Raw genomic sequence first — 24,381 nt, 5'->3', positions numbered from 1 at the left:
ACTCGATTCAATTATAAAATCAGTGAGTTGGTTGCAAGGGAGATTGGAATGGCAGATTTAGTTTACAGAAGAGTATTGCATGACTTAAAATCGCGAATTCACGATAATCAGTTTCCAGATAAAAGACTACCGGATGAGCGAAGCCTAAGTGAAGCATACAACGTCAGTCGTAGTTCAATCAAGCGAGCACTTGGTGTCTTAGCAAATCAAGGGATTATTTTTAAAAAACGCGGTTCTGGTACGTTCATTAATCCATTATACATGAAGAACCAAACGATTTTTCATTATGAAGGCTCGAATTTAGGGATTACGGACAGTTTTAAGAGTGACGGGCAGACCCAGGGAATTAAGTTACTATCCTTCAAAGTGGTGCCTGCTAATGAAGAAATGCAGCAGGATCTCTTTTTGGAGAAGGGCGATTTTGTGTACGAAATTTCGCGCCTACGGTTATTTGATGACCACCCCTTCATGATTGAACGCGGTTTTATCCCGATCAAGATTGCACCTGAATTGTCACAGAAGGTGGTTTCGGGCTCAATCTTCAACTATTTGGAAGATGTTCAAAATAAGGTGGTTACCAAGTCGTTTATGACGATGAAAGTTGCGCCATCTAACGAAGAAGATCAAGAGTTACTGGGCCTGAAGCCAACAGAACCAGTTGCCATTATGGAAGGTATCTTCTTCTTGGATGATGGTACACCGTTTGAAGTCTCTAACATGCGTTTACGATACGACTACTTCAATTACAATACGTTCGTTACGCTGGATGAAGAGTAAGAAGATTAAATATAACGAGCTAGAGGTGCATGAAGTGCCCTAGCTCTTTTTGTATCCGCAGTTGTATCAAGTTAATCATTCACGTATGCTTGTAAGAAGAAAATGAGTAAAGGTGGTCCCATGAGAATATTAAAGGCAGTTGTCCACGTGATGGATAAGGATTCAGGTAACGTTGTGGTGTCACATCAGGCAGTTGATCCCAGTGACGTGGTCATGGAGGAGTACCTGCAAAAAGTCATCGAAAAATTAATGAAGACTGAGTACACAGAAACCAGCCTGAATGATAGTCAGATTGTGAAGCAACTGGTTGATCATCCAGACGATTTTGTTGATAATTCGGCTCAAATTAGTCTGGATTTCTTTAATGCCATTAAAGGCGCAACGAAGATCAGCGGTGGTGACTTGCTGTTTTTCCGTGCCCAGAATGATGATCTGGTTGAGTTAACTGGCATGGTTAAACTGGATTACACTGCAAAGTATCTGCATGCAATTGAGTATGATAATGACACGTTGATCAATACGATCATTCAAAATAAGACCATTTTACCGGCACCAGTTCAGGCCGTTAAAGACGGATTCTTGGTAATGGGAGATACCATCCGGGTTCGATCGAAAAAGTATGATAATAACGGGGAAGACTGGAGTTTTGCACAAAATATTCTACAGATCCCGGTGGTTAAAAAGGTTTCTGAAGAAATTAAAGTGATTGAAAAAACGGTGAAGGAAACTGCCAAAAAATATACTGAAGCTGATGTCTTAACGGTGCCGGAAACGCACAAAGCGGTGTATGAGAGTATCAAGAAGGATGAAAGCATCGATAGTGACCATGTTGCTGAAACGGTTTTCCAGAATAATCCGGAAGCTAAAGTCGCCTTCAAGGAAAAACTTAAAGAACGTGGTGTTTCGGAGACAGTCCGGGTACCCAACGCACCGATTTTTGAGAAAAAGTACCAAAAGCAAAAAATTAAGCTTGGCAATGGTATTGAAATGACAGTGCCGGTGGACGTTTTGAAGAATAAGGATGTCGTGGAGTTTCGAACCAATCCTGATGGCACCATGTCAGTTATCGTGAAGAATGTTGAGCGAAATTGATTTAATTAAAAATGGCTAGCCCTGTTGATACAAGGACTAGCCATTTGTTTATTTACTGGAGGTATTCAATCGACGTACCTGAATATCATCGACGATTTGGTCTAAAGTTATTTCGGCCATACTCTTCTCAGCTTGCGCTTGCACTTTGGCGTACGCATCGTTAAGGGCAGCCTGAATATTGGCGCCGACCGGGCAATCCGGATTGGTTTTTTCATCCACGTGTAGCAGATTGCGATCATCTTCAACAGCGTTATAAACTTCAAGTAGTGAAATTTTGGCAGTTGGTTTGGATAAGGAGGGTGCCGCCACACCTGGTTGAGTAACTAATAAGCCCGCTTTAACCAGCGCCGACATTAGACGTCGGACTAAACTTGGATTCGATTCGATGCTTCGTGCAATGCGATTGCTGGATAAGTCGCCATCATTTTGAAAGATATCAACGTAGGCAAGGATGTGTACGGCATCACTTAATTTATGGGAATACTTCATATTAACAACCTCGATTAATGAGTGAAGCCAGTTGATTGCATCAGCATAGTGGCTTACTTGTAAGCTTCGATTACCAGTGCCAAATTCGTTTGTGAGCGGCCAAGGACAGTCGTCAGATCATAGGATTCCTCTTTTAGATCACCATTATTGATGAGCACTTGAATCGAGGTCACCATTTCCGCCACGGTAGCATCCAGTCCGTTTTTGATCACGTTTTGCTTGTAATCGTCTTCGCTTTCCGCATGGACTTCAAAGGGCTGATCACTGACCGTTTTTACAATAGCTGCTAAATCAGAATATGAGAGTGATTTACCAGCAAATTCGTAGACATCTTGTGTGTAATCAAGAAGCATCACTTTAGCAGCGGCTTCCGCATAGTCACGCTCGGCTGCCCAGCCAACGCGGCCGTTACCAGCTACGTATTCGAAAGGCTGACCCTGTAAGGCTGACAAAATTGGATACAGTTCGTTTTCTAAGTACCAGTTATTGCGTAAAAAGCTGTGAGGAATCCCGGCTTTTACGATGGCCTGTTCCGTGTATTTGTGATCTTCGCTCAGTGGTGATGTAGCGGTTTCCAAATGCGGGTAGCTGGTATAGGCAATGTAGCCTACGCCGGCTTCCTTGGCAGCGTCGATCACGTTTTGATGTTGTGCTTGCCGCGGTAAATCGGCATTAGGAACGGAAGAAACAAACAGTAACTTGTCGACACCCTCCAGTGAATCAACTAAGCTCTGCTTATCACTATAGTCGCCTTTCCGAACGTCAACACCCTCAGGAACAGACTTTGCAGCCTTATCAGTGTCTCTGGCCAAAGCCACAATGTGATCCTTTGGTGCTAATTTTGCTAATATCTCCAGTGCATGGTGCCCAAATTTCCCAGTAGCGCCTGTAACAGCATAAGTTTTCATCATTTTACCCCTTTTTGTTTTGTTGTTACTTTATAAGTAACCTGTTACTCATAATTTAACATCCGTCGATTTGATTGTCAATTTCATCAGTGAAACTGAGCAGGTGATCCCTAATTTTGCCTGACATTTATTCGGCCGAAAGGAGAATTTTTAACGTCGGCTTTTCATTTTTTACCCGCCATTGAAAGCAAACGTAAGGGATGCCTATCGTTGCTGCTATCAGCTTTCTTGGGTATAAATGAATTAACTTGATTACCAATTTCCTTTATTTAATGCAACTAATGGTTGTCAAACCAGAAGGTAAGCATTCCGATTCTCCCCAAAGTAGGTACTTACGAATAATCTAGTGATGTTAACAGCAACTCACTAATACGTATTAGTCATCAAATCTTAGGGAGAGTTTTTCTTATGAAATCTTTTATTAAATATTCATCATTAGCATTTGCTACTGCACTATTGAGTACTGGTATTATTGAATCAGGTGTAAATGTACAGCAGGCACATGCTGCTACAACACCTGACACAACTCAAACAGCTACTAAAAACACAGAATCTACAGCTATGCGAAGCAATCTACAGGCAACACCACATTTATTAACAGAGGATTAGGGTTGGAATTTAATTTCAGCTAAGTTAGAATCAGCAACAGAGACACAAAAGCAACAAATTCAACAAAAAATTAAAGCTTCTACGAATATAGAAAAAGATGGCAATGATACTATTGCAACAGTTTCAGACATTTCCATTGAAAGAGCATATATGTCCGTACTGGATCCCTCTGGTTTGATCGTAAGCGTTCGTTCAACAGGTAAGACCAAAATAGTTTGGCATGGGGCAGCTAAAAAGGGTAATGTTGATATTTATTTAAGTGCCAAATGGCTAAATTGGCTAAAAAATTTACCAGCAAACACTGCTGTCTCAGTAGCTATGTATGCTTTATTGACTCTCGCTGGCGGGGGAGCTGGCGGTGTCGCAGCTGGAGTGCTTAATTATGCATTAGGCAAGGTTGTAAAATTAGCCCTAGATGAAAATATTAAACATTTTAAGACAGGGAGAGTCTTCAAATTTAAGGGTTGGAAATATAAGGGAATTAGCCACCAATAAAAATAAATTAGGAGTTAATCATGATTAATATGAAGTCAATAAAAGAAACGTTTGCCACACAGTTTACCCATAAATCGTATCGTATAATGCAAATAATAGCCGGGACTGCTCTAGTTTTAGCAATTTTGTTAAACTTCTTCAGAGCGACTCACGATTTTGCGATTGGACTAATCTCGTTTTCTTATTTTATGTGTGTTGACTTGCTTATTTTTCGTTTCTGCAAAACTAACCTAAATCTAATTCTATGTCTTATTTTAGGCATGCTACTTCCTATCTTTTTATTTGCACCAATATTAATAGTATTAGCCTTTGCTGCTAGTTATTAAATTAACGGCCAGTTAAAATTAATTGACAATTTTGATAGGTTATCAAAAGTCATCTAGGTATAGAGCTAGATGACTTTTTGTAACCCGTTAAGATCAATTGACAACCCAACGTAAACTCAATGTAACCCCCTGTAAATAAGGCGTTTCTTATGTGTACAAAGAAAAGAACGTAACCTCAATTTCAGGAGGTTACGTTCATGAAAAAAACACTGATTACAGGTTTAATTATCGTATGTTCATTCTTATTCTCAACGGTCGCTCAGGCGGCAACCTATCACGTTGCCCAGAGCAAATTTCCATCGTGGAAATTTAGTTGTGATGTCGTCACTAAAGGCAATAAGGTCACCGCCGTAAAGAAACTGTCAATAAAGCCATTTATCGGGTCCATCTCCAGTCCCACTGTCAAACTCTCTGGAGGGGACGCCCATATTAGATTCGCTAAACACATTAAAACACTCGCATATAACCAAAACATCAAGATTAGCGTATCAAAGTCTAAAATTTACGTGACAACTAATTAACGCGGTATACGTGTGTTTCTGTCGGCGACAACCAGTTATCAAAAACATAAACACCTGTCCCAACAAGACTGACAAGTACAACTATGGCGCTTGCCAGATATATTGTCTTATAAAGGCTATTATATCGGCTATTTCGCCACATTGCATAGAACGGTACAAAGATTCCAATCGGTGGCACAATCGCTGATACGAGCGCTAGTATCATTAAAAATAAGCCCTCGTCGCGATTCTGAAACATGTCCTTATTGACCTTTTTCAACTGTTTGCGCTTATCAGCTATTTCGGTCTCGTTTGCACCAATTTTTTCTCGCATCTCATCATTATCTTTTAATAGGCTATCAATTGATACCTCGTATAGTGAACTAAGATAGACAAGGTTATCTATATCCGGATAGCCCCTGTCGTTTTCCCATTTTGAGAAAGACTGTCGTGATATGTGCATGATTGTAGACGCGTCATTTTGCGAAAGTCCTGATTGCATTCTGGCACTTCGAAGTCGAGTTCCCAGCGTTTCTTGCATATTACTCCCCTTTGCTTATCTTCCAAAATTATCACAACCGTTTACGATAATAACATACTTAAACATCAATAGATAAAAGGATTCATATCATCAAGCATATAAACCTTGGTCACGCTTTATGCAGTTAGCATTTGCTTCACATATCAATTCAACCAGGTAGCTTTACCAATCGATTTTTGAATTTTGAGTGCTAGCAAGTCCGAGATACCGGCTACTCCGGGTACATCAGGTACTGAACTTGATTATGTCTTTGAATTGGACCGCATCAATTTTCAAAGCGGTTGACTTTTATGCAAATGGGACTATCATAAAGTGTGTAAATTATCGATACTTATCGTATTTGGTAATTCACGCATCATATTCAACTGCATTGATTACGTCGTGCAGTTATCTTTAATCAATCAAAGGAGTGTTACTCTAATGGCAGAAGATTACGATTCCAAACAGTATTTGGAAGGCGTTGACACGTATTGGCGTGCCGCCAACTATTTGTCTGTTGGTCAACTATATCTACGGGACAACCCATTATTGAACCGCGACTTGACTTCAGACGATGTTAAAATTAAGCCGATTGGTCACTGGGGAACAATTGTTTCTCAAAACTTTATCTACGCACATTTAAATCGGGTCATCAAGAAGTATGATTTGAATATGTTCTACATTGAAGGTTCAGGGCATGGTGGTCAAGTTATGGTTTCTAACTCATATCTTGATGGCAGTTATTCAGAAATCTACCCTAATATTTCTCAAGACGAAAAGGGTCTTCAGAAATTATTCAAGCAATTCTCATTCCCAGGTGGCGTTGCTTCACATGCTGCCCCTGAAACTCCAGGTTCAATCCACGAAGGTGGCGAACTTGGTTACTCACTTTCACACGGTACTGGTGCAATTTTAGATAACCCAGACGTAATTGCCGCTGTTGAAATTGGTGATGGTGAATCCGAAACTGGTCCATTAGCTACATCATGGTTCTCAGATAAGTTCATCAACCCAATCAAAGATGGTGCTGTTTTACCAATTATTAACATGAACGGCTTCAAGATTTCTAATCCAACCATCCTTTCACGGATGAGTGATGAAGACTTGACTAGCTACTTCAAAGGAATGGGCTGGGATCCAGAGTTCGTTGAAGTTAAGAACCCTGACGATCACGAACCAGTTCACGAAGACATGGCTAAGGCGATGGACAAAGCCATTGAAAAGATCAAGGCTATTCAAAAGAATGCCCGCGAAAACAATGACAATTCATTACCTAACTGGCCAATGATTATCTTCCGTTCACCTAAAGGCTGGACTGGTCCTAAGGAAGACTTCGATGGTAATCCCGTTGAAGGTTCATTCCGTGCTCACCAAGTTCCGCTACCAATTGCTGCAGGTTCAATGGAACATGCTGATAAGTTAGTTAGCTGGTTGAAGTCATACAAGCCAGAAGACTTCTTTGACGAAAATGGTTCAATCAAGGAATCTGTCCGTGATATGGCGCCTAAGGGTGAACAACGGATGGCAATGAACCCTATCACTAATGGTGGGATCAAGCCAGAACCATTGAAATTACCAGACTACAAGAAGTATGCTGTTAAGGTGACTACTCCAGGTGCTATTACCGCTCAAGACATGATCGTTTGGTCTGACTGGGTTGCTGACACCATGAAGATGAATCCTGACAACTTCCGTGCATTCGGTCCTGACGAATCTAAGTCAAACCGCCTGTACTCAATGCTTGACACTGGTAAGCGTCAATGGGAAGAATCCATCAAAGAACCTAACGATGAAAACATGGCTCCTCAAGGCCGTGTCATCGATTCACAACTTTCCGAACATCAAGCTGAAGGCTGGTTGGAAGGTTATGTCTTGACTGGTCGTCATGGCTTCTTTGCAACTTACGAATCATTTGGTCGTGTCGTTGACTCAATGTTGACGCAACACATGAAGTGGTTACGTAAGGCTTCAGAACAATCATGGCGCAAGCATTATCCATCATTGAACTTCGTGGATACTTCAACTGTCTTCCAGCAAGACCACAATGGTTACACTCACCAAGACCCAGGTATGTTAACTCACTTGTATGAAAAGAAGCCAGAGTTAATTCGTGAATACTTGCCAGGTGACGCTAACACATTGCTTGCTGTTGCTGACGTTGCTTTCCGCAGCTATCAGACAATCAACTTGTTAGTTACCTCAAAGCACCCACGTCCACAATGGTTCTCAATCGACGAAGCTACTAACCTGGTTCACAATGGTTTGGGCTACATCGACTGGGCTTCAACTGATCAAGGTCAAGAACCTGACATTGTCTTCGCTGCTGCTGGTAGTGAACCAACTTGGGAAGTCTTCGCCGCCGTTTCATTGTTACACGACGAATTCCCAGAACTGAAGATGCGGGTCATCAACGTTGTTGATATCTTGAGACTTCGTTCACCAAAGAAGGACCCTCGTGGTTTGAGTGACGAAGAATTCGACCGTTACTTCACAACCGACAAGCCAGTTATCTTTGCCTTCCATGGTTATGAAGACATTGTCCGTGACATGTTCTTCGACCGTCACAACCACAACCTTCGTGTTCATGGTTACCGTGAAAACGGTGATATCACCACACCATTTGATATGCGTGTCTTGAATGAACTCGACCGTTACCACTTGGCAAAGGATGCTTTGCTGAGCATGCCAGAATACGCTGTTAAGGGTGCATCCTTCGAACAACGCATGGATGACATGGTTGCTAAGCACACTGCTTACATTCGTGAAAATGGTACTGATATGCCAGAAGTCACGAACTGGAAGTGGACACCACTTAAGTAATTTAATTGCTTGAAAGCATTTTAAAAGCACTTCGAGATTTAGTTCTCGGAGTGCTTTTTTGTTGAGTAAGATCGATATTAGGTAAGGGGATTGGTTAAGGAATCATTTCGTTGCGTGAAACCAGGCAGCTCGTCGTGGCTTGCTCCGGAGCTAGCGCTTCGCTCAGGGCGGATCTCCTCCGTCTGCGCAAAGCAGTAACCCTCCAAAGGACGGAGGCTAACTGCTTTCTACACCACAATCTGACTGGTTTCACTCCACGGCATTTACGCTGGCACGTTTAGTCAGCGGAATTGTTTGGTTGCTGTCGCAAACGGGTGAATATCAATAAAACGACTTAGTTCACTTACGATGATCCGACCAAATAGGGTTAGTTTCTTAAAAGGTTACGAGCGTATCCTGATTGATAATGTTCCGAGTCAATTAGTGCGTGATAGGGTTACAGTTTGTGTCGATTTTATCCGAACGGTACCGATGACTTATTTTGAAAATATGCTGATGCCAAATTTAGGTGGCCGTACTGTTTTTGCTGGCTAATTAAGTGGTGACGTTGATATTCTGGGAATTATTTTTTATTGAATTTATTTAAACTAAAGTAGCAAAAATAAAATTTCAATTTGATTTTTTGAAATGGTGTGCTAGTCTAAATACTTTGAGGAGGAAAGCATGGGGACTTTAGCAGAACAATTAAGAACTACTCGTATTAGCCGAGGTTATTCGCAAAATGAGATAGCAACGATGCTGCATATCACGAGGCAGTCTGTTTCCAAGTGGGAAACAGGAAGAGCTTATCCAGATATTGATAACTTGATTTATTTAAGTGATATTTATGGGTTATCGATCGATAAGCTTTTGAAAAAGAATCAAGATCTGGAGAATAAAATCCAAACTAATCAAACTGTGATTAATGATAAAAAGAAGCAATTAAAGCAAATTAATAAATCGTTGTATAGCAATCGCGACGAGGGAATTCTCCTGTTGGTTTTGACGCTCATATCGGGGATTATTCCACCAATCGGTGTCTTGTTGCCCATTTATGTTATGTGGCGAAACACCAAGTATAATGCGCTTTTTAAAACAATCTATGCGATAGCATTAGTTGTCATTATAGTTAGTGTTATCAATACTAGTATTTATGCAGCTGACAACTGGTTCAAGCCGAGTCAAACAACTGTCTATAAGATTAATTAGCAGTCACATAAAGTTTACCGTTTTTAATTTTTATGATTGCCGAGGAGTGGTAAGTCAGTAAATTCAAATGACGTGTGAACTGTATTTTGGCACTCCCGCTTTTTAAGTACGCTTGTTTATTTGTAACAGAGCCACTGCTAACTTTAATCGATAAGTCTCTAATTCCTGTGATCTTATTACCTGAAGTAGTGACATTACATCCCATAGACCAGGAACCACGGCTAATATGATTGACATGAACTGTGGCTGCTTGAACTGTTATTGGAAATAATAGTGACGATACGATGATGACGAGACTTAAATAATTTTTTCATATTTGTAACCTCCATAATTTGAGGTTACAAAATTGACTACATTAACATAAGAAGACAACAAGCACCCTCTGTAACTCAGAGGGTGCTTGTTTGTAGAATCAGTTAATTTGATAATTATCGGTTGACCGAATTTGGTTAGAAGATTTGTATTCATACCATGTGATATACTTTATTATTGAAAGTTGGTGGGGATTTTGGGACAAACGGTAAGAGAAGTTGCGGCTCAGTTAGGTATTACAAAACCAGCTGTGCAGCATCGTATGAATCAGATTGATGGATTTAGGGATGAGTACGTTAGAAGAATCGGCAATCGATTAGTAATTAATGAACCTGGTGTTAAGGCATTGTTAAATATTGATAATAAAACTAGTCAAAGTCAATCAAACGATAAACGATCAGATCAATTTTTTTGTAACGATAGATTGTTGCTGGAACAACTTAAAGTCAAAGATGCTCAACTTGAGATTACACAACGACAAATAGAAAACATGCAAAAACTTCTGGATCAACAACAACACCTCCAAATTGAGTTAACTAAGGTAAATAAAGACCTAAGACAGCAGATTAAAACGTTCGAAGAATATATACACTCGGATACCTGCAAACTTACAGAACGTGACAATTCTTCGGTAGTAACACATACACAGGAAGATCACGTGAATTTGGGAGGGCAAACTGATAGTCGTAATTCTCAAACCAACGGGGACGTCAAACAGAATGATAGTAGTTCTAAGTTAAGTGAAAGTATGGGGTTCTTTCATAGATTTATTAAAAATTAGCTATCAGAACTGATGGTAACTAAAAAAATAACCTGATGTGACTCCGTTCTTTGAAATTTCATGAAAATTATTTTGGTTAATTAGATTGGTTAAAAATAACATGTTACAAGAATGCAACCAGTGTAAACTATTGGTTTCTAGTCAAAATGTCATGATTCATCTAAGCTGAATGATGTTAACAGCTAAACCCTAATGCGCATTAGAAAAAATTACATTACTAGAGGTTTACGATATGACATTTTTTAGCATAGACAACAAAGATCATAAGGTTAAAGGTTCAAAAAGGAACGCTATTAAATTAACAACACTAACAGCTTTAACGATGCTGACAACCAGCGTAGCTGTGGTACCTCTATCAGAGGGAATTACAGCTCAAGCTGATACGGTTACATCTTCAAAAACTATGAATGTAGTTAACAGTGCTAATGTGAACACATTTGCTCAAACACAGCTGGTGAAAGAGGCTGATGTGTCTCAATTGATCCAAAATAAGATAAACGATGCCTCTGAAGCACAAATGGCCGAGATTACTCAAAAGGTTAAAGCTGCCACAACGATCACGACCCAAGGTGGCCAGACTACTATGGAAGTTAAGGATGCTGCTGTTGAGCACGCATACCTTTCAGTTTTGGCACCTAACGTACTGGTAGTGGGTAACCGTAGCTCTGGTGTAACAAAAATCGTATGGCATGGTGCAGTAAAAAAAGGGAACGTTGATATTTATCTATCTAAGAACACAATTATTGGTGGTCATGCAGGGTTAGCCGCTGTAAATTTGATAAAATTTGGTGTTAATATGTATGCTGAAAATTATTTCGGTGCTGTAAAATCGTTTGGTGCAGCTATTGATCATACAGTTAAAGCCTCAAAAGTTAAAAATGGCAAAATGTTCAAAATGCGACACTGGAAATACGCTGGATCAAAAAATCAATAGAAAGAAGTTTGTAGAATAACTGATGAAACCTTCGAAGGTGTTTTTGAAACCATTTGATTCATGGAGTAATGCTTTAGACATTTTGGGTGGTATCGGAATTGTGTTACTAATTTTGGACTGGTATTTCCCGTCTTTTTGGCTAACTAGTGTGTTAGTTTTGGATGGTTTTGTGGAGACGATAGGTATTATCGTTCTCATTATTCTGAACGAAAAAAAGAAAAGAAGACTAAGGCGGCATGAGAAACAATAAACTAGTGATTTACAAAAAAAGAGAAGCCAGAAGACTTTTGAAAGTCCTTTGGCTTCTCTTTTAATGTCACCGACCAAACTTCTTACTCCGCTACATGTACTTTGCCATGTTTAGTCAGCAGAATTGTTTGGTTGCTGTCGCAAATGCCCCTATATTAAAAAAGGGTCTAGACTGTCTAGACCCTTTTGGTGTTAACTTTAGGCCATTGGTGCTGGCAAGTAGAAGTAATTCTTAAGCGTACCAACTGAATAGCTAGTAGATAATTTGCTAAAGTGATTCTTGTTGAGGCGAACCGCTAACCGATACTGATAATTTCCCTTTTTTGAGATGTGTCGGTCTGGTAGCTTTAACATGTTTTTCTTCGCATAATAGTGCGTTAAATTCCCTTTTTGCTTAGTGGCAGTAATCTTTGTGGATGAGGTTGGTTTAGTACCGGTATTGCCATTGGCAAAGTATTCGACATAATTATTTGATGTAATGGCAATTTTTGGTGCCTTAATAAAATTGCTCTGAGTAGTAAATTGTTTGCCTTTAGCAATCGTCACAGGACGTGGATAATTTCCTTTTAACACCTTTAAATTACCACTGTATGGAACAATCATTTCTGCGTTCTTGCTGGTATGCCTGATGTTGTAGTTTAAGTCTCCCACATCAATTTTAGCGTAAACTTTATGATTTTTGGTTGTTGGTGCAAACAGATAAACCCGTGTCTTTGCAGGGATCCTTAGTTTACCAGATTTGATTTGACGAGTGGTTTCGGCATATGAGTAACCTGAGTAACTTTTGGCAGAAGCATTCGTTTGTGTTGATAGACCGACTCCGACAGCTGCTAACAGTGTCGCTACGGTGAGACCAACTATTTTATTGAGTTTCATGTGAAATCCCCCTTTGCCTTTATAGTACTACGAAATGGGGAAATAACGACTAAAAATAAATAGTTAGTTTGTGTTGACAATGACTAACTAATGAATTATAGTTTAAATCGTTAGTTAATCATTTACAAAACTAACTAAACATTATGAACTGACAGGAGATTATTAAAATGACATACAACTCACAAGATTTATTAAAACAATTTGGCGACTTCATGATGGCTTTTCAGCAACGCGGTTTTTCCGCTTTTTCTAAACGGGGCCAGCAGTTCTGGGCTAAGCAGCCGCAACGTGGCCAAATGCGTGTGTTGCTATTACTTAACGATAAGGATCAATTAACTAATTCACAAATCGTTGATGAATTAGACATCCGGCCAAGTTCCGTTAGCGTCATGGTTAAGAAACTGGAAGAAGAAGGTTTGGTTGAACGCCATGATTCAACTGAAGATAAGCGTGTTAGTTTGATTTCACTCACTGAAAAAGGGAAAGAAACGATTACTTCATCTCATAACTTTAAAACCGAATTTTCTGATGAACTGTTTGACTCACTCACTAAGGAAGAACAAGAAACATTGGGCAAATTACTGAACAAACTTACTACTGGTTTAAACGAAAAGTTTGCTAAGTGGGATGACGGTGAAGAACGGCCAGACTTTTTGGATAACATGCCAAACGCCTTCTTTAAAGGTCAGAAACCTCAGGGCTGGGGCGGCTTTAAAGGTAACGGGTTTGGTCATCAAGGCCCACACAACGGTCAATTTGGGCCACGTCCCGATGGGTTTGATCCGCATCAAGGTGGCTTTGACCCAGAACGTAACAACTACTAAATCACAAAAACGAGGCAAATAGACATGCAACGACAAGCTCCACAGGGCGGCCCACAAAGAGGCCCACAAGCAGGCGGCGTTCCTTTCAAACGTCAAAAATTTAACTTTAAAGATTTTGCACAGTTGGTCGTCAAAATCAAACCCCATTTTTGGCAGCTTGGTGTTGGCTTACTATTTGGTCTGATTGCTACCGGGATTCAATTAACGGTGCCACAGCTAGCGAAGCAACTGATCAATCAACTTGGTCACGTGATGAATTCACAGTTAATGTTTCTCGTCATTGCTGCCTTCATTGGCAGTGCGTTGATCAGTGCTTTTTCTGGCAGTATTCTTGGCTTCTTTGGTGAAGACGTTGTCAGCAAGCTGCGTCAGTTTTTATGGGACAAAATTCTGAGTTTACCTGTTGGTTACTTTGATGAGACCCGTTCAGGTGAAATTTCTTCACGGCTGATCAATGATACTTCCCAGGTTAAGAATCTGCTGGCAAACTCCGTCCCTAACATGGTGACTTCAATTTTGCAGCTGGTTGGTGCTTTAGTTCTGATGCTTATCATGGACTGGAAGATGACACTGATCATGTTCATTGCAGTACCTCTAGTGCTAGCTTTGATGCTGCCGGTTATCAAGCAGTCACACAAGATTTCCATTGCCCGGCAGGATGCATTGGCTGACTTTAACGGTCAATCCAGCGAAATTCTCAGTGATATTCGGTTGGTCAAATCATCGACTGCCGAAGACGTTGAGCGCGAAGATGGGCACCAGAAGATTGATAAACTATATCGGATTGGCTTGAAAGAAGCGATTTACGACTCCGTTGCTAGCCCCCTGATGCAAATGATGATGATGGGCATGATGATCGGTATGCTGATCTATGGTGCCAGCCGGGTTTCCCAAGGTACCATGACCTTTGGAACGTTGATCTCATTTCTGATGTACCTGACCCAAATGATTGGACCGTTCACCCAGTTAAGTCAGTTTTTCACCGATATGGCGAAAACCAGTGGCTCAACAGCCCGGATCCAAGAATTACTGCAAGCTAGTGAAGAGGATCAGACTTCTGGTGAAAATATCAACATGGATGGTCAAGCATTATCCGTGGAACACGTTGATTTTGAATATGAAAAGGATCAACCTATTCTGCAGGATTTTTCCTTCAACGCAAAGCCTAACAGCGTGATTGCCTTTGCTGGGCCTTCCGGTGGCGGTAAATCAACGATTTTTGGCCTGCTGGAACGGTTTTATGATCCGGATAAGGGTCAAATTAAGATCGGTGATACAGAAATTAACGATGTTAACATGAATAACTGGCGCAGCCAGATTGGGTTAGTGAGTCAAGATGCTGCTATCATGGCAGGAACGATTCGCTATAATTTGACTTATGGGTTGGATGGCAGCTACACGGATGAGCAGCTTTGGCACGTGTTAGGAATGGCTTATGCCAAGTCCTTCGTTCAAGACATGCCAGATGGCTTGGATACGCAAGTTGGTGAACGCGGGGTGAAGGTTTCCGGTGGTCAACGGCAACGGTTAGCGATTGCCAGAGCATTCCTCCGTGATCCAAAGATCTTGATGCTGGATGAAGCGACTGCCAGTCTGGATTCAGAGTCCGAAATCATGGTTCAAAAGGCACTGGAAAAGCTGATGCATAACCGGACAACCTTGGTCATTGCTCACCGTTTGAGTACCATAGTCGATGCGACACAGATTTACTTTATCGAACATGGTCGGGTTAGCGGACATGGGACTCACCAAGAACTCGTTAAGAATCATCCACTATATCGCGAATACGTGGAAAATCAATTTGAGAGCGTGAAACAGGGCGCTTAGATCTCAAGCAACCCTAAAAGCTGACAAAGTTCTGAATTCAAGACTTTGTCAGCTTTTTAAGGTATTTTTTTAAACGCGTTCAAGCATTTACTTCCCTGGTCCATTTGGTATGATTAACACAACGATAAACAGGCAAAAAAGGGGAGGCGTACCATGCTTAAAATTGAGCACTTATCGAAACAGTTTGGTGATTTACAAGCCTTAAACGACGTGACTTACAACGTTAAAAAGGGTGAGATACTTGGGTTAATTGGCCAAAATGGGGCTGGTAAATCGACTACTTTTCATAGCATACTGAGTTTTATTCATTACGACGGTCAGATTAGTTGGGACGATCAGCCGATCAATGAGCGGGTCTTTGATCAAATTGGGTATTTACCCGAAGAACGTAGTCTGATGCCCAAGATGACAGTTGAACAGCAGATTCTCTATCTAGCACGTCTGAAGGGTAAATCTGCTAAGCAAATTAAACCGGCAATTGATCAATGGATGAAGCGGTTTGAAGTTAAGGGCAAGAAGACCGATAAGATTAAATCGTTGTCTAAAGGAAATCAGCAAAAAGTTCAGCTGATTTGTACGCTGATCCATCGACCATCACTGATTATCTTGGACGAGCCCTTCAGTGGCTTGGATCCGGTGAACGTGGATATTTTGGAGCAGGCGATTTTAAACGCAAAAAAAGAGGGCGCGGCGATTATTTTTTCCAGTCATGATATGGGGAATGTGGAAGCCCTTTGCGACGAACTGGTGATGATGCGGCAAGGTAAAATGGTACTGCATGGAGAGATCCGCGCGATTCGTGATAAGTTTGGCAAAAATGAAATTTTCGTGACTACTGACTGGTCTACTGCTGCGTTATCGCAGTTACCACACGTGGCTGAAGTGACGGAGTTATCCCATAACCGGTATCGGCTGCGGGTAGATGATCCTGCTGCGGGTAAACAAATTTTCCAACAACTTTCAAATGGCGAATACATTGAAGAATTCAGTCAGCAGCCACCAACCCTTGATGAGATTTTCCGAATGAAGGCAGGTGATCCCCGATGAAAAAGATGTGGATCGTAACGCTGACGACTTATTTGCGTCAGGTAAAATCGTGGAGTTTTGTGATTTTGGTGCTGTCACCATTTATCATGTTGCTGGTTTCATTTGGAGTGGGCTTTGTTTCTGCCAATTCAGCGACTGATAGTAATGATATTGCGGTCATAGCCAAGCAGCCAACGCTTCGGAAAGGCTACATTCAGGTTGCTGGCAAAGATAATGTTGCTACCAAACTCACAACCGTGAAGGCAGCTAGACATGCACTGAAAGAAAACGACATCAGCGGCTACGTTATTTTAAGCCAAGGTAAGCAGTACGGTGCGGTTTATCATGGTAAGGAAGCCATGTCAGCTTCCGATAAAACACAGTTAACGGGTTATTTAAGTAAATTGCAAACACAAACCAACGTTGCTCAAGCTAAGCTATCGCGCCAGCAGCTGAAACAGCTATCAGTGCAGCCGGCCTTTAAACAGGTTGTACAGAAACGTGAGGGGTTAGTTAAGATTGCCCGAATGGTTTCGTTTTGGATCTTAGTCTTCATGGTTTACATGATTTTAACGACTTATTCATCAATTACCGCGCAAGAAATTGCCTCTGAGAAGGGCACCAAGGTGATGGAAATGGTCTTTTCCAGTACCACCGCCTCCAAGTATTTCTGCGGTAAGATTCTGGGTGTCCTAATGGTGATTGCAACACAATTGCTGGTGTATTTAATTGGCGGTTGGACAAGCCTTGTAGCTGCTAAACGAATGAACATGGCGAAACCGTTCTTTGAACAATACGGCTCATTAGTTGATCAAGTCGTGCATAATCTCGTGAACGTCAATCTGCTGTTCCTCTTCTTAGGAGTTATCGTTTATACGATATTAGCAGCCTTTAGCGGCGCGTTAGTTTCTAAAGCTGAAGATGCTTCGAAAGCCGCGTATCCGGCCGTTTACCTCAGTATGATCGCCTTTTTCGCTACCTTCCCATTTCAAAATAACGCAGATGCGTTGTTGGTGAAGATTATGTCGTATGTGCCGTTTTTCTCATCGTACTTCATGCCGTTGCGGATCATCAATCAATCGGCTGGGCCGGTAGAGATTGGTATTTCGTTAGCGGTATTAATCATCACAATCTTCGGGTTAACTTGGTACATTAGCAGTATCTATAAGGGACTGATCCTGCAGGCGGATGAAAGTAATTTCTGGCATCGTTTGCGTCGTGGGTTAGCCTATAAATAAATAGCTTAAAGACAAAGCTGACCGTTATTCAAATGTTGAGAATAACGGTCAGCTTCTTTGATGTTTAATTAAAATAGCGCTGTTCAAATCGATGAAATGTTTCCGGTAAACTCGCTGTTAGCATGACGTGTTTAAACGAAAATGGTAATGGCAAACGTAATTGCCAGCTATGCAGCAGTAAACGCTGCTGCCGCGGGTCGTTGGCGTACAGCGGATCACCAACAATTGGATGCCCCAGACTAGCGAAGTGGACTCGGATTTGGTGCGTGCGGCCAGTTTGTAGGTGAACCGCAACTAAGGTGGCATCCGGATTACGATCCATAACTTTAAAGCGGGTAATGGCCATTTGTGGATGCTCCCCATTAACTTGGCGCTTTCGCTTATCCGTGACGTTAAGTCCAATCGGCATAGCTATGATTCCTTGAGTGCTGTTGAGCCGACCATGAACCCACGTCAGGTAGGTGCGCTTAATCAGTTTCTCTTTGACTAATCGAACGAGTACAGGCACCACTGCCGGATTCTTAGCAATCAGCAAAGCGCCGCTGGTTTCCTGATCCAGCCGATTAATGACGTAGGGCTGTTGATCCTTGGAGGCTAAATAAGCGGCCACGTGATTTAACGTTGTGCCAACTTCGCCTGGTTGGTTGGGGTGGGTTTTGCTACCTTGAGTTTTGTTCACCACCAGTAAGTTAGCATCCTCGTACAGCACGCTGACAGTAGCTGCGCTGTCGGGAGTGACATTTGAGTATGGGTGTTCAAAATCAGTTGCCAAGAATTTTAGCATGATTTGGTCACCTGGATGCACGTCGAAATTAACGGGTAAGTATTGGCCATTCACTAATACCCGTTCACCGCGTTTTAGACTAAAAACTAAGTGTTTCGGCAGATACCAGTCTGCCATCAGCAATTGACGCAATGATTTAGGGTGAAAATTTTGCGGCAAACGGGTTGTAAACCGCCACTCTGTAGCTTGAGCCATTCTGATACCTCCAAAAAGCACCCTTACCCGATAATGGGCAAGGGTGCTTAACGTTTAAAAATTATTTCTTATTTAACTTAGCTAATTCAGCTGGCTTAACGATCAAAACATCGCAAACAGCAGAACGGCTGACGTAGTTGGTAACGGAACCAATCATCAAACGTTCAACGGCGGTTAAACCGGTTGACCCGATGACAATCAACTGAGTATCATGGTCAGCTGGAAATTCACGGGCAATAACTGGTTTAGGATTACCAAACCGAACGTGAATATCAACTGACTTGACTCCTGCGTCCAGAGCCTTTTGCTTTAATTCAGTTAAGCGTGCTTGCACGTCTTCTGAAAGCTTGTAAATAACGTCACCGCTTACAGCACCACCATAAGTGTCACTAAATTGGTTAACTTCCAAAACGTTCAAGATATCCAGATGGGTATCGTTTAACTTTGCGACTTCAATTGCCTTGTCCAACACCGGATTGGTGGCTTTTGATCCATCAACTGGTGCGAGAATGTTATTGTATTGCTGGTCCATATACGCCACTCCCTCACAAATAATAAGTACTTGAGAAACCCTTTCGTAAGCACGCCATGGTTTTGCCCAACAAAACGAACCACTAGTACTTCATAATTTATTTTAACATAATTTAGCCATTAGTTTTAGAAAAATGAAAACTTGTTCAAGCTGGATAGCGGATTTTGTAATTAACTGTTGGTTAAAAGTAGGTAGGAGCTTGTCGTTACGTTTTCACAAATCTAAAGTTGTCTGTAAGCCTTTTCTAGGCTAAATCATTGTCATTTTCCGACTTTAGATTCATAATAAAAACATAGAACTGATTGGCGACCACGGCCGTCATTAAGAAACCGCTGCGATTGGCATAAAGCTGATTGCAGCGGTTTCATTTCACTTATAATGCAGTAAACTTAGAGTAAAACCATCTGAAGGAGAATTAGTTGTATGTACTATTACAATATGGAAACTGAAGACATCGGGTATAACCTGGCAACTGAGCAATACCTGATGAATAATAAAGATTTTGATGAACCTATTTTGCTCTTCTACTATCAAAAACCGTGCATCATTGTTGGCCGGAATCAAAATACGCTAGAGGAGATCAATCAAGATTACGTTGCCAAACACAATATTCAAGTTACCCGCCGACTTTCCGGTGGTGGGGCTGTGTATGATGATCTCGGTAACGTGTCGTTCAGTTTCGTGGTTGATCGTGACGATGAACGGTTTGGCGATTTTAAGGCTTTTACCAAACCAATTGTTGATGCACTAAAGGATATGGGAGCGACGTCAATCGAGGTTTCTGGCCGAAACGATATTTTAGTCAACGGTAAGAAATTCTCTGGTAACGCGATGTACGTGAAGAACAACAAAATGTTTTCTCACGGTACCTTGATGTATGATGTCGACCAAAGCGTCATTGCCCATGCGTTAAATGTTCCCAAGGATAAGATTGCTTCTAAAGGGATTAAGTCGGTGCGGTCGCGAGTTACTAATCTAAAACCATATTTGAAACCGGAATATCAAGATCTAACGATTGCTGAATTCCGTGACACTATTTTGCGGAAGGTCTACGGTGTGGATAATCTTTCTGACGTAGCTGATAAAGCCTATCATTTAACGGATGAGGATAAAACTCAAATTCAGAAACTTTATGATGACTACTATAATAACTGGGATTGGGTTTACGGCACATCGCCTGAATTTACCGTTAAAAAACGGCAGCACTTTGATGCCGGAACGATTGATGCTCGAATTTTAGTTGATAAGGGCCGAATTGAGCACGTGACGTTCTTCGGCGACTTTTTCGGTGAAAAGTACGCGGTTGATTTGGCAAAGTTATTAGAGGATGTTCGTTATGATCAGCCATCGCTGCGAAAAGCATTAGCCCACGTCAACGTAGGGGATTATTTTGCTGGTATTTCCTTGGACGAGTTTGTGCAGTTTTTAGGTTAGATGCGCAATCAATGGCTTTTTAATGCACAAATTAAGTGTCCGAACTGTAACCCCTTACATGATTATGTTAAAATGGAAACCGGTTACAAGATTGGTTATTAATATTTGGAAGGGAAGTTTGGACATGCGGTATGTTTCTATGACGGCCCATGATATTGGCCGTAACTTAGCTACTGAACAATATTTAATGAATAATAAGGATTTCGGTGAACCACTAGTGCTTTTCTACTATGAAAAGCCATGTATCATCGTTGGCCGGAACCAAAATACATTGGAAGAAATCAACCAAAAGTACGTTGAAGAACATGGTATCACAGTTACTCGTCGGTTATCTGGTGGTGGCGCGGTTTATCAAGATCTTGGTAACCTGTGCTTTAGCTTTGTATTGGATAGTAATTCTGAACAATTCGGTGATTTCAAGTCTTTCGTTCAACCAATTGTCGATGCCTTACACGATATGGGTGCAACCTCAGTTGAAGTTTCTGGCCGGAACGACATTTTAGTCGATGGCAAGAAATTCTCTGGTAACGCGATGTACACCAAGAACGGCAAGACCTTTTCACATGGTACGTTGATGCTGGATGTGGATCAAAACGTGATTGCGGATGCTTTGAACGTTCCAGAAGATAAGATTGCTTCAAAGGGAATTAAATCAGTTCGTTCTCGTGTGACTAACTTGAAGCCATACTTGGCACCTGAATATCAAAATATTACAGTACCAGAATTCCGCGACAAACTGTTGAAGGAATTATTCCACGTGGACAGTTTAGATGAAATCAAGGATAAGGAATATGTCGTTACCCCTGATGAACAAAAAGAAATCGACAAGATCTACGAACAATATTACAACAACTGGGACTGGGTCTATGGCACTTCACCAGAATTTACGGTCAAGAAGCGTCAACACTTTGATTCAGGTACCATTGATGCCCGGATCTTAGTAGAACAAGGCAAAATTGCACAGATCAAGTTCTTCGGTGACTTCTTCGGTCCAAAGGATGCCAACGAATTAGCCGAACAGCTAAAGGGAATCCGCTATGACCGTGAAAACTTGGAAAAGGCGTTTGCCGACGTGGACATTAGCCAGTACTTCATGGGTATTGAGAAGGGCGAGTTGGTGGATCTGTTAGCATAAGGTGCGGAACCAAGCGGGTAGAGACTGGAGCCTAAGACGCTTTAGACATAAATCCCGGTTTTGGATTTGTGTTTAAAGTGACTTAGGTGCAAGTCTCTGCTTGGTGCAGCCTGATTCGGCCAAGGTGCGGAGCCAAGCGCTTAGAGAGCGGTGTGTAAGACGCTTTCGGTGGAAATCCCGAATTTGATTTGTACCGAAAGTGACTTATATGCAGCTCTCTGCTTGGTGCAGCCCGATTCAGCAATATAAAATCAAAGCTCAAAATTATTAATCAAACAATATAAACTCAAAATACAGGCTTACCCCCAGCACAATTACTGAGAGCAAGCCTGTATTTCTTACATAGATATGCTACAATTTGAACTATTAACAACGATTAAGGAGAATCAAATGCTAAAGCAAAAACTCATCACATTCGGCATCGTATCGTGGGTGCTCTTTTCCGCAATGAATCTGCTGATGTCAACGCAGTTAGTGGGATTAGGGCATTCCTTTCAAATGAGTACCTTCGTGCGGTCTATTATCATCTCCTTGGTGCTATACGCACTACCAATGATTTGGGGAGCGCTAGGCCACAATTCAGGGTATTATGTTCTTGCGATGGTCATCATCATCTACTCATTCGGTCTGTTTAATGGTATCGTAACGGTGATGGCTAGTAGCCATGCAATTTTTAGTATTAAAGCGGCAGTTATCTTTGCTAATTTTTTAGTCATCGTTTTTAATGGCTATTGGATGATTCTGGCGTTTAGATACCGACACTGGCTTGATAATAAGCGCGATAATGATAAGCTGGAAGAAATTAAGAAAATGCAGCAGGAAAAAGCCAAACAAAATAAATAATCGAGGTAACTATGGAAAGTTTAGTAAAGGACTTCGTTGAAGAAGTTGAAGCTGAAAACTATGAAACGCAAAATTTTGGCAGCAGTTTAGCTGAAATTAACAAGAACGGTGCAGCTAAGTCACTTGAACCAATGGTGACCATGATCGTCAAAGCAATTGGTGAAAATAAGTTGGCTCAAGCAACGTTGACGCTGACGGATGCTGATATTCAGGTGCGGTTGGAAACCAGCGTGGTTAACTTGCCATTGCGGTATTTGACGGCTATGAAGAAGATGCTGGCGGATGATGATACCCTGCCGATTAGTGTTTACAGCATCATTGAATCACCAGACGTGAACGCTTCTTCTTTGCGGATTGACAAGGTCGCCTCTGCTGATGATTTTGTCAGTCATCAAGGCGATATGGCTGCTGCTATTGCAACCTGGTTGGAAAAACAACTTGATCAAATTAAAGTAAATCAGGACAAGAAGGATGACGAAGCTAACGAGGAAACTACCGATTAATAGGTCGTGCTGATTTGCTTCTAACGCTAATCCGTGCTATGATACTTTACATGCGATGAGTCGAGAATATCACGCCGTTAGCAATAACGGTTTGCGCAAGCAACTAGGTGATTCTTTTGCACAGCAGGCAATGTAACACCGCCGGATATGCGGCTGCCTTGGTTCAAAGGAAATGTGGATTTTTGAGAACCCATTTAGTTTCGGCTAAGTGGCTGTATGGACGTCCCAGTGATGGGGCGTCTTTTTTTGTGTCGTCAATAAAATTAAGCGCTTCCCCCTTGCGACCACCGTTTACCTCTGCTACATTTGAGTTAAACGTATGATGTATCCGAATGGGGGAGTGCGAAATGAAAAAGATCATCATGGCAGCAACAACGGGACTGGTACTAGGTGGCTTAGGAGTAGCTGCCTTACCAACAACCGCAGACGCTGCTGCAACTTGGAAAGTAGTCAAGACCAAGAGCTACAGTGATGTTGCCTATTACGCCAAAACAACCAGCAACAAATGGATGTGGGACTTAAAGCACACCAAGAAAATCCATAATCTGAAGAACTATCCACGAACGACGTGGTACGTTTATAAGCAGGTTAAACTGCAGTCCGGGAAAAAGTCTGGCTACTATTATCAGGTTATCAATAACACTGGCAAAATTAAGGGGTTAGTTTACCATGGCTATCTGACCAAGGGCGATAATCCCGATGATGCTTTTGCCCACAGTGCGGTAGTGAAATCATACGGTGGCGGATTGGCCGGGATTAAATCTGTTCGTGAAGCAGCTAAATTACAGGCAGATATTCTCGCACTATTTCCCGGTACAATTTTGAACACAAGCTACTCAAAAGATGCTCAGAATGATTTGAATGCCGGTGTCAGCAAGACTGCCACGTATTCAAAGCTCAATAAAGATGCGACAGCAACTGGTATTTTCACCCCGTATAACTGGACAAGTACTTCCAGCAAAACGAATTACACTAAATTAGCTACTGCAGTATTGAATGCTCAGGGATATACCACATCCAAACGAGCAAAGTATAAGGGCTATCAAATCGGGATCTACGCAACGCCACATGGGTATACGTCTGATTACCATACCTGGCCCAGCGGCTACGGTTCATTTGGTATCTATCTAGTCCCAACTGGGGATTCAAAATTATTTTAGGGGG

Annotated in this window: 25 protein-coding genes; 18 read left to right on the top strand and 7 right to left on the bottom strand. The window is 41.5% G+C overall.

Going from position 1 to position 24,381, the window contains the following annotated elements:
- Nucleotides 1-48 precede the first annotated feature (48 nt).
- Both HC026_RS07090 and HC026_RS07085 read left to right on the top strand, forming a co-directional pair.
- Nucleotides 49-777, top strand: coding sequence for a GntR family transcriptional regulator (locus HC026_RS07090; protein ID WP_168925297.1), 729 nt, complete (start codon nt 49-51; stop codon nt 775-777).
- A 120-nt stretch (nt 778-897) separates the two neighbouring features.
- The gene (locus HC026_RS07085) at nt 898-1,869 is read left to right on the top strand and encodes a nucleoid-associated protein (RefSeq protein ID WP_168925296.1); all 972 of its coding nucleotides are present in this window, start codon (nt 898-900) and stop codon (nt 1,867-1,869) included.
- A 48-nt stretch (nt 1,870-1,917) separates the two neighbouring features.
- Here HC026_RS07085 and HC026_RS07080 read toward each other — a convergent pair whose 3' ends face one another.
- Both HC026_RS07080 and HC026_RS07075 read right to left on the bottom strand, forming a co-directional pair.
- Entirely contained in the window at nt 1,918-2,358 is a 441-nt protein-coding gene (locus HC026_RS07080) for an Rrf2 family transcriptional regulator (RefSeq protein WP_168925295.1), read from the bottom strand.
- Nucleotides 2,359-2,411: 53 nt separating this feature from the next.
- Nucleotides 2,412-3,266, bottom strand: coding sequence for an SDR family oxidoreductase (locus tag HC026_RS07075; protein WP_168925324.1), 855 nt, complete (start codon nt 3,264-3,266; stop codon nt 2,412-2,414).
- A 408-nt stretch (nt 3,267-3,674) separates the two neighbouring features.
- Between HC026_RS07075 and HC026_RS07070 the strand changes: the two genes are divergently transcribed.
- The 3 genes from HC026_RS07070 (at nt 3,675) to HC026_RS07060 (ending at nt 5,217) form a co-directional block, all read left to right on the top strand.
- A complete protein-coding gene (locus HC026_RS07070) occupies nt 3,675-3,875 on the top strand; it encodes a hypothetical protein (protein WP_168925294.1) in 201 nt (66 codons plus the stop codon).
- Between the two features lie 150 nt (nt 3,876-4,025).
- Nucleotides 4,026-4,370 carry a hypothetical protein gene (locus HC026_RS07065; protein WP_211089444.1) on the top strand — a complete coding sequence of 115 codons (345 nt, stop codon included), beginning with the start codon at nt 4,026-4,028 and terminating at the stop codon, nt 4,368-4,370.
- 523 nt (nt 4,371-4,893) lie between these two features.
- Nucleotides 4,894-5,217 (top strand): DUF5626 family protein, encoded by a 324-nt coding sequence (locus HC026_RS07060; RefSeq protein ID WP_168925292.1) that lies wholly within the window; start codon nt 4,894-4,896, stop codon nt 5,215-5,217.
- Here the strand turns inward: HC026_RS07060 and HC026_RS07055 are convergent.
- Nucleotides 5,210-5,737, bottom strand: coding sequence for a helix-turn-helix domain-containing protein (locus HC026_RS07055; RefSeq protein ID WP_168925291.1), 528 nt, complete (start codon nt 5,735-5,737; stop codon nt 5,210-5,212). The genes HC026_RS07060 and HC026_RS07055 overlap by 8 nt on opposite strands.
- A gap of 420 nt (nt 5,738-6,157) precedes the next feature.
- On the opposite strand from HC026_RS07055, the gene HC026_RS07050 reads away from it, so the two are divergent.
- On the top strand, nt 6,158-8,536 hold the full coding sequence (locus HC026_RS07050) for a phosphoketolase family protein (protein WP_168925290.1): 2,379 nt from the start codon (nt 6,158-6,160) through the stop codon (nt 8,534-8,536).
- 663 nt (nt 8,537-9,199) lie between these two features.
- Nucleotides 9,200-9,724 carry a helix-turn-helix domain-containing protein gene (locus tag HC026_RS07045; protein WP_089121214.1) on the top strand — a complete coding sequence of 175 codons (525 nt, stop codon included), beginning with the start codon at nt 9,200-9,202 and terminating at the stop codon, nt 9,722-9,724.
- Here the strand turns inward: HC026_RS07045 and HC026_RS13095 are convergent.
- Nucleotides 9,717-9,986 (bottom strand): DUF5626 family protein, encoded by a 270-nt coding sequence (locus HC026_RS13095; RefSeq protein WP_408640986.1) that lies wholly within the window; start codon nt 9,984-9,986, stop codon nt 9,717-9,719. The two genes, HC026_RS07045 and HC026_RS13095, sit on opposite strands and share 8 nt — an antisense overlap.
- Nucleotides 9,987-10,232: 246 nt before the next feature.
- On the opposite strand from HC026_RS13095, the gene HC026_RS07040 reads away from it, so the two are divergent.
- Together HC026_RS07040 and HC026_RS07035 are read left to right on the top strand one after the other, a co-directional pair.
- On the top strand, nt 10,233-10,817 hold the full coding sequence (locus tag HC026_RS07040; protein ID WP_089121212.1) for a DUF536 domain-containing protein: 585 nt from the start codon (nt 10,233-10,235) through the stop codon (nt 10,815-10,817).
- A 232-nt stretch (nt 10,818-11,049) separates the two neighbouring features.
- Nucleotides 11,050-11,751, top strand: coding sequence for a hypothetical protein (locus tag HC026_RS07035; protein ID WP_168925289.1), 702 nt, complete (start codon nt 11,050-11,052; stop codon nt 11,749-11,751).
- 447 nt (nt 11,752-12,198) lie between these two features.
- Here HC026_RS07035 and HC026_RS07030 read toward each other — a convergent pair whose 3' ends face one another.
- Nucleotides 12,199-12,876, bottom strand: a complete 678-nt coding sequence (locus HC026_RS07030) for a hypothetical protein (RefSeq protein WP_089121210.1) — start codon at nt 12,874-12,876, stop codon at nt 12,199-12,201.
- 167 nt (nt 12,877-13,043) lie between these two features.
- Between HC026_RS07030 and HC026_RS07025 the strand changes: the two genes are divergently transcribed.
- From HC026_RS07025 to HC026_RS07010, 4 genes are all read left to right on the top strand, one after another.
- Nucleotides 13,044-13,700 carry a MarR family winged helix-turn-helix transcriptional regulator gene (locus HC026_RS07025; RefSeq protein ID WP_089121209.1) on the top strand — a complete coding sequence of 219 codons (657 nt, stop codon included), beginning with the start codon at nt 13,044-13,046 and terminating at the stop codon, nt 13,698-13,700.
- 24 nt (nt 13,701-13,724) lie between these two features.
- A complete protein-coding gene (locus tag HC026_RS07020; protein ID WP_168925288.1) occupies nt 13,725-15,527 on the top strand; it encodes an ABC transporter ATP-binding protein in 1,803 nt (600 codons plus the stop codon).
- A gap of 153 nt (nt 15,528-15,680) precedes the next feature.
- Entirely contained in the window at nt 15,681-16,574 is an 894-nt protein-coding gene (locus tag HC026_RS07015; RefSeq protein WP_168925287.1) for an ABC transporter ATP-binding protein, read from the top strand.
- Nucleotides 16,571-17,791 (top strand): ABC transporter permease, encoded by a 1,221-nt coding sequence (locus HC026_RS07010; protein WP_168925286.1) that lies wholly within the window; start codon nt 16,571-16,573, stop codon nt 17,789-17,791. The genes HC026_RS07015 and HC026_RS07010 overlap by 4 nt, the downstream gene beginning before the upstream one ends.
- 64 nt (nt 17,792-17,855) lie before the next feature.
- On the opposite strand, the gene HC026_RS07005 is transcribed toward HC026_RS07010, so the two are convergent.
- Nucleotides 17,856-18,770, bottom strand: coding sequence for an RluA family pseudouridine synthase (locus HC026_RS07005; protein ID WP_168925285.1), 915 nt, complete (start codon nt 18,768-18,770; stop codon nt 17,856-17,858).
- 61 nt (nt 18,771-18,831) lie between these two features.
- Nucleotides 18,832-19,302, bottom strand: a complete 471-nt coding sequence (locus HC026_RS07000) for a universal stress protein (RefSeq protein WP_168925284.1) — start codon at nt 19,300-19,302, stop codon at nt 18,832-18,834.
- Nucleotides 19,303-19,725: 423 nt separating this feature from the next.
- Between HC026_RS07000 and HC026_RS06995 the strand changes: the two genes are divergently transcribed.
- The 5 genes from HC026_RS06995 (at nt 19,726) to HC026_RS06975 (ending at nt 24,377) form a co-directional block, all read left to right on the top strand.
- Entirely contained in the window at nt 19,726-20,736 is a 1,011-nt protein-coding gene (locus HC026_RS06995; RefSeq protein WP_168925283.1) for a lipoate--protein ligase, read from the top strand.
- Nucleotides 20,737-20,860: 124 nt separating this feature from the next.
- Nucleotides 20,861-21,871, top strand: a complete 1,011-nt coding sequence (locus tag HC026_RS06990) for a lipoate--protein ligase (RefSeq protein ID WP_168925282.1) — start codon at nt 20,861-20,863, stop codon at nt 21,869-21,871.
- 390 nt (nt 21,872-22,261) lie between these two features.
- Nucleotides 22,262-22,714, top strand: a complete 453-nt coding sequence (locus tag HC026_RS06985; protein ID WP_168925281.1) for a hypothetical protein — start codon at nt 22,262-22,264, stop codon at nt 22,712-22,714.
- A gap of 11 nt (nt 22,715-22,725) precedes the next feature.
- Nucleotides 22,726-23,217, top strand: coding sequence for a hypothetical protein (locus HC026_RS06980; RefSeq protein ID WP_168925280.1), 492 nt, complete (start codon nt 22,726-22,728; stop codon nt 23,215-23,217).
- Between the two features lie 347 nt (nt 23,218-23,564).
- Nucleotides 23,565-24,377 carry a hypothetical protein gene (locus HC026_RS06975; RefSeq protein WP_168925279.1) on the top strand — a complete coding sequence of 271 codons (813 nt, stop codon included), beginning with the start codon at nt 23,565-23,567 and terminating at the stop codon, nt 24,375-24,377.
- Nucleotides 24,378-24,381: the final 4 nt, after the last annotated feature.

This window comes from Secundilactobacillus angelensis (genome assembly GCF_012641075.1).
Classification (GTDB): Bacteria; Bacillota; Bacilli; order Lactobacillales; family Lactobacillaceae; genus Secundilactobacillus; species Secundilactobacillus angelensis.
The sequence above is the reverse complement of the archived record's forward strand: the minus strand, read 5'-3'. Positions and strand labels throughout refer to the sequence as shown.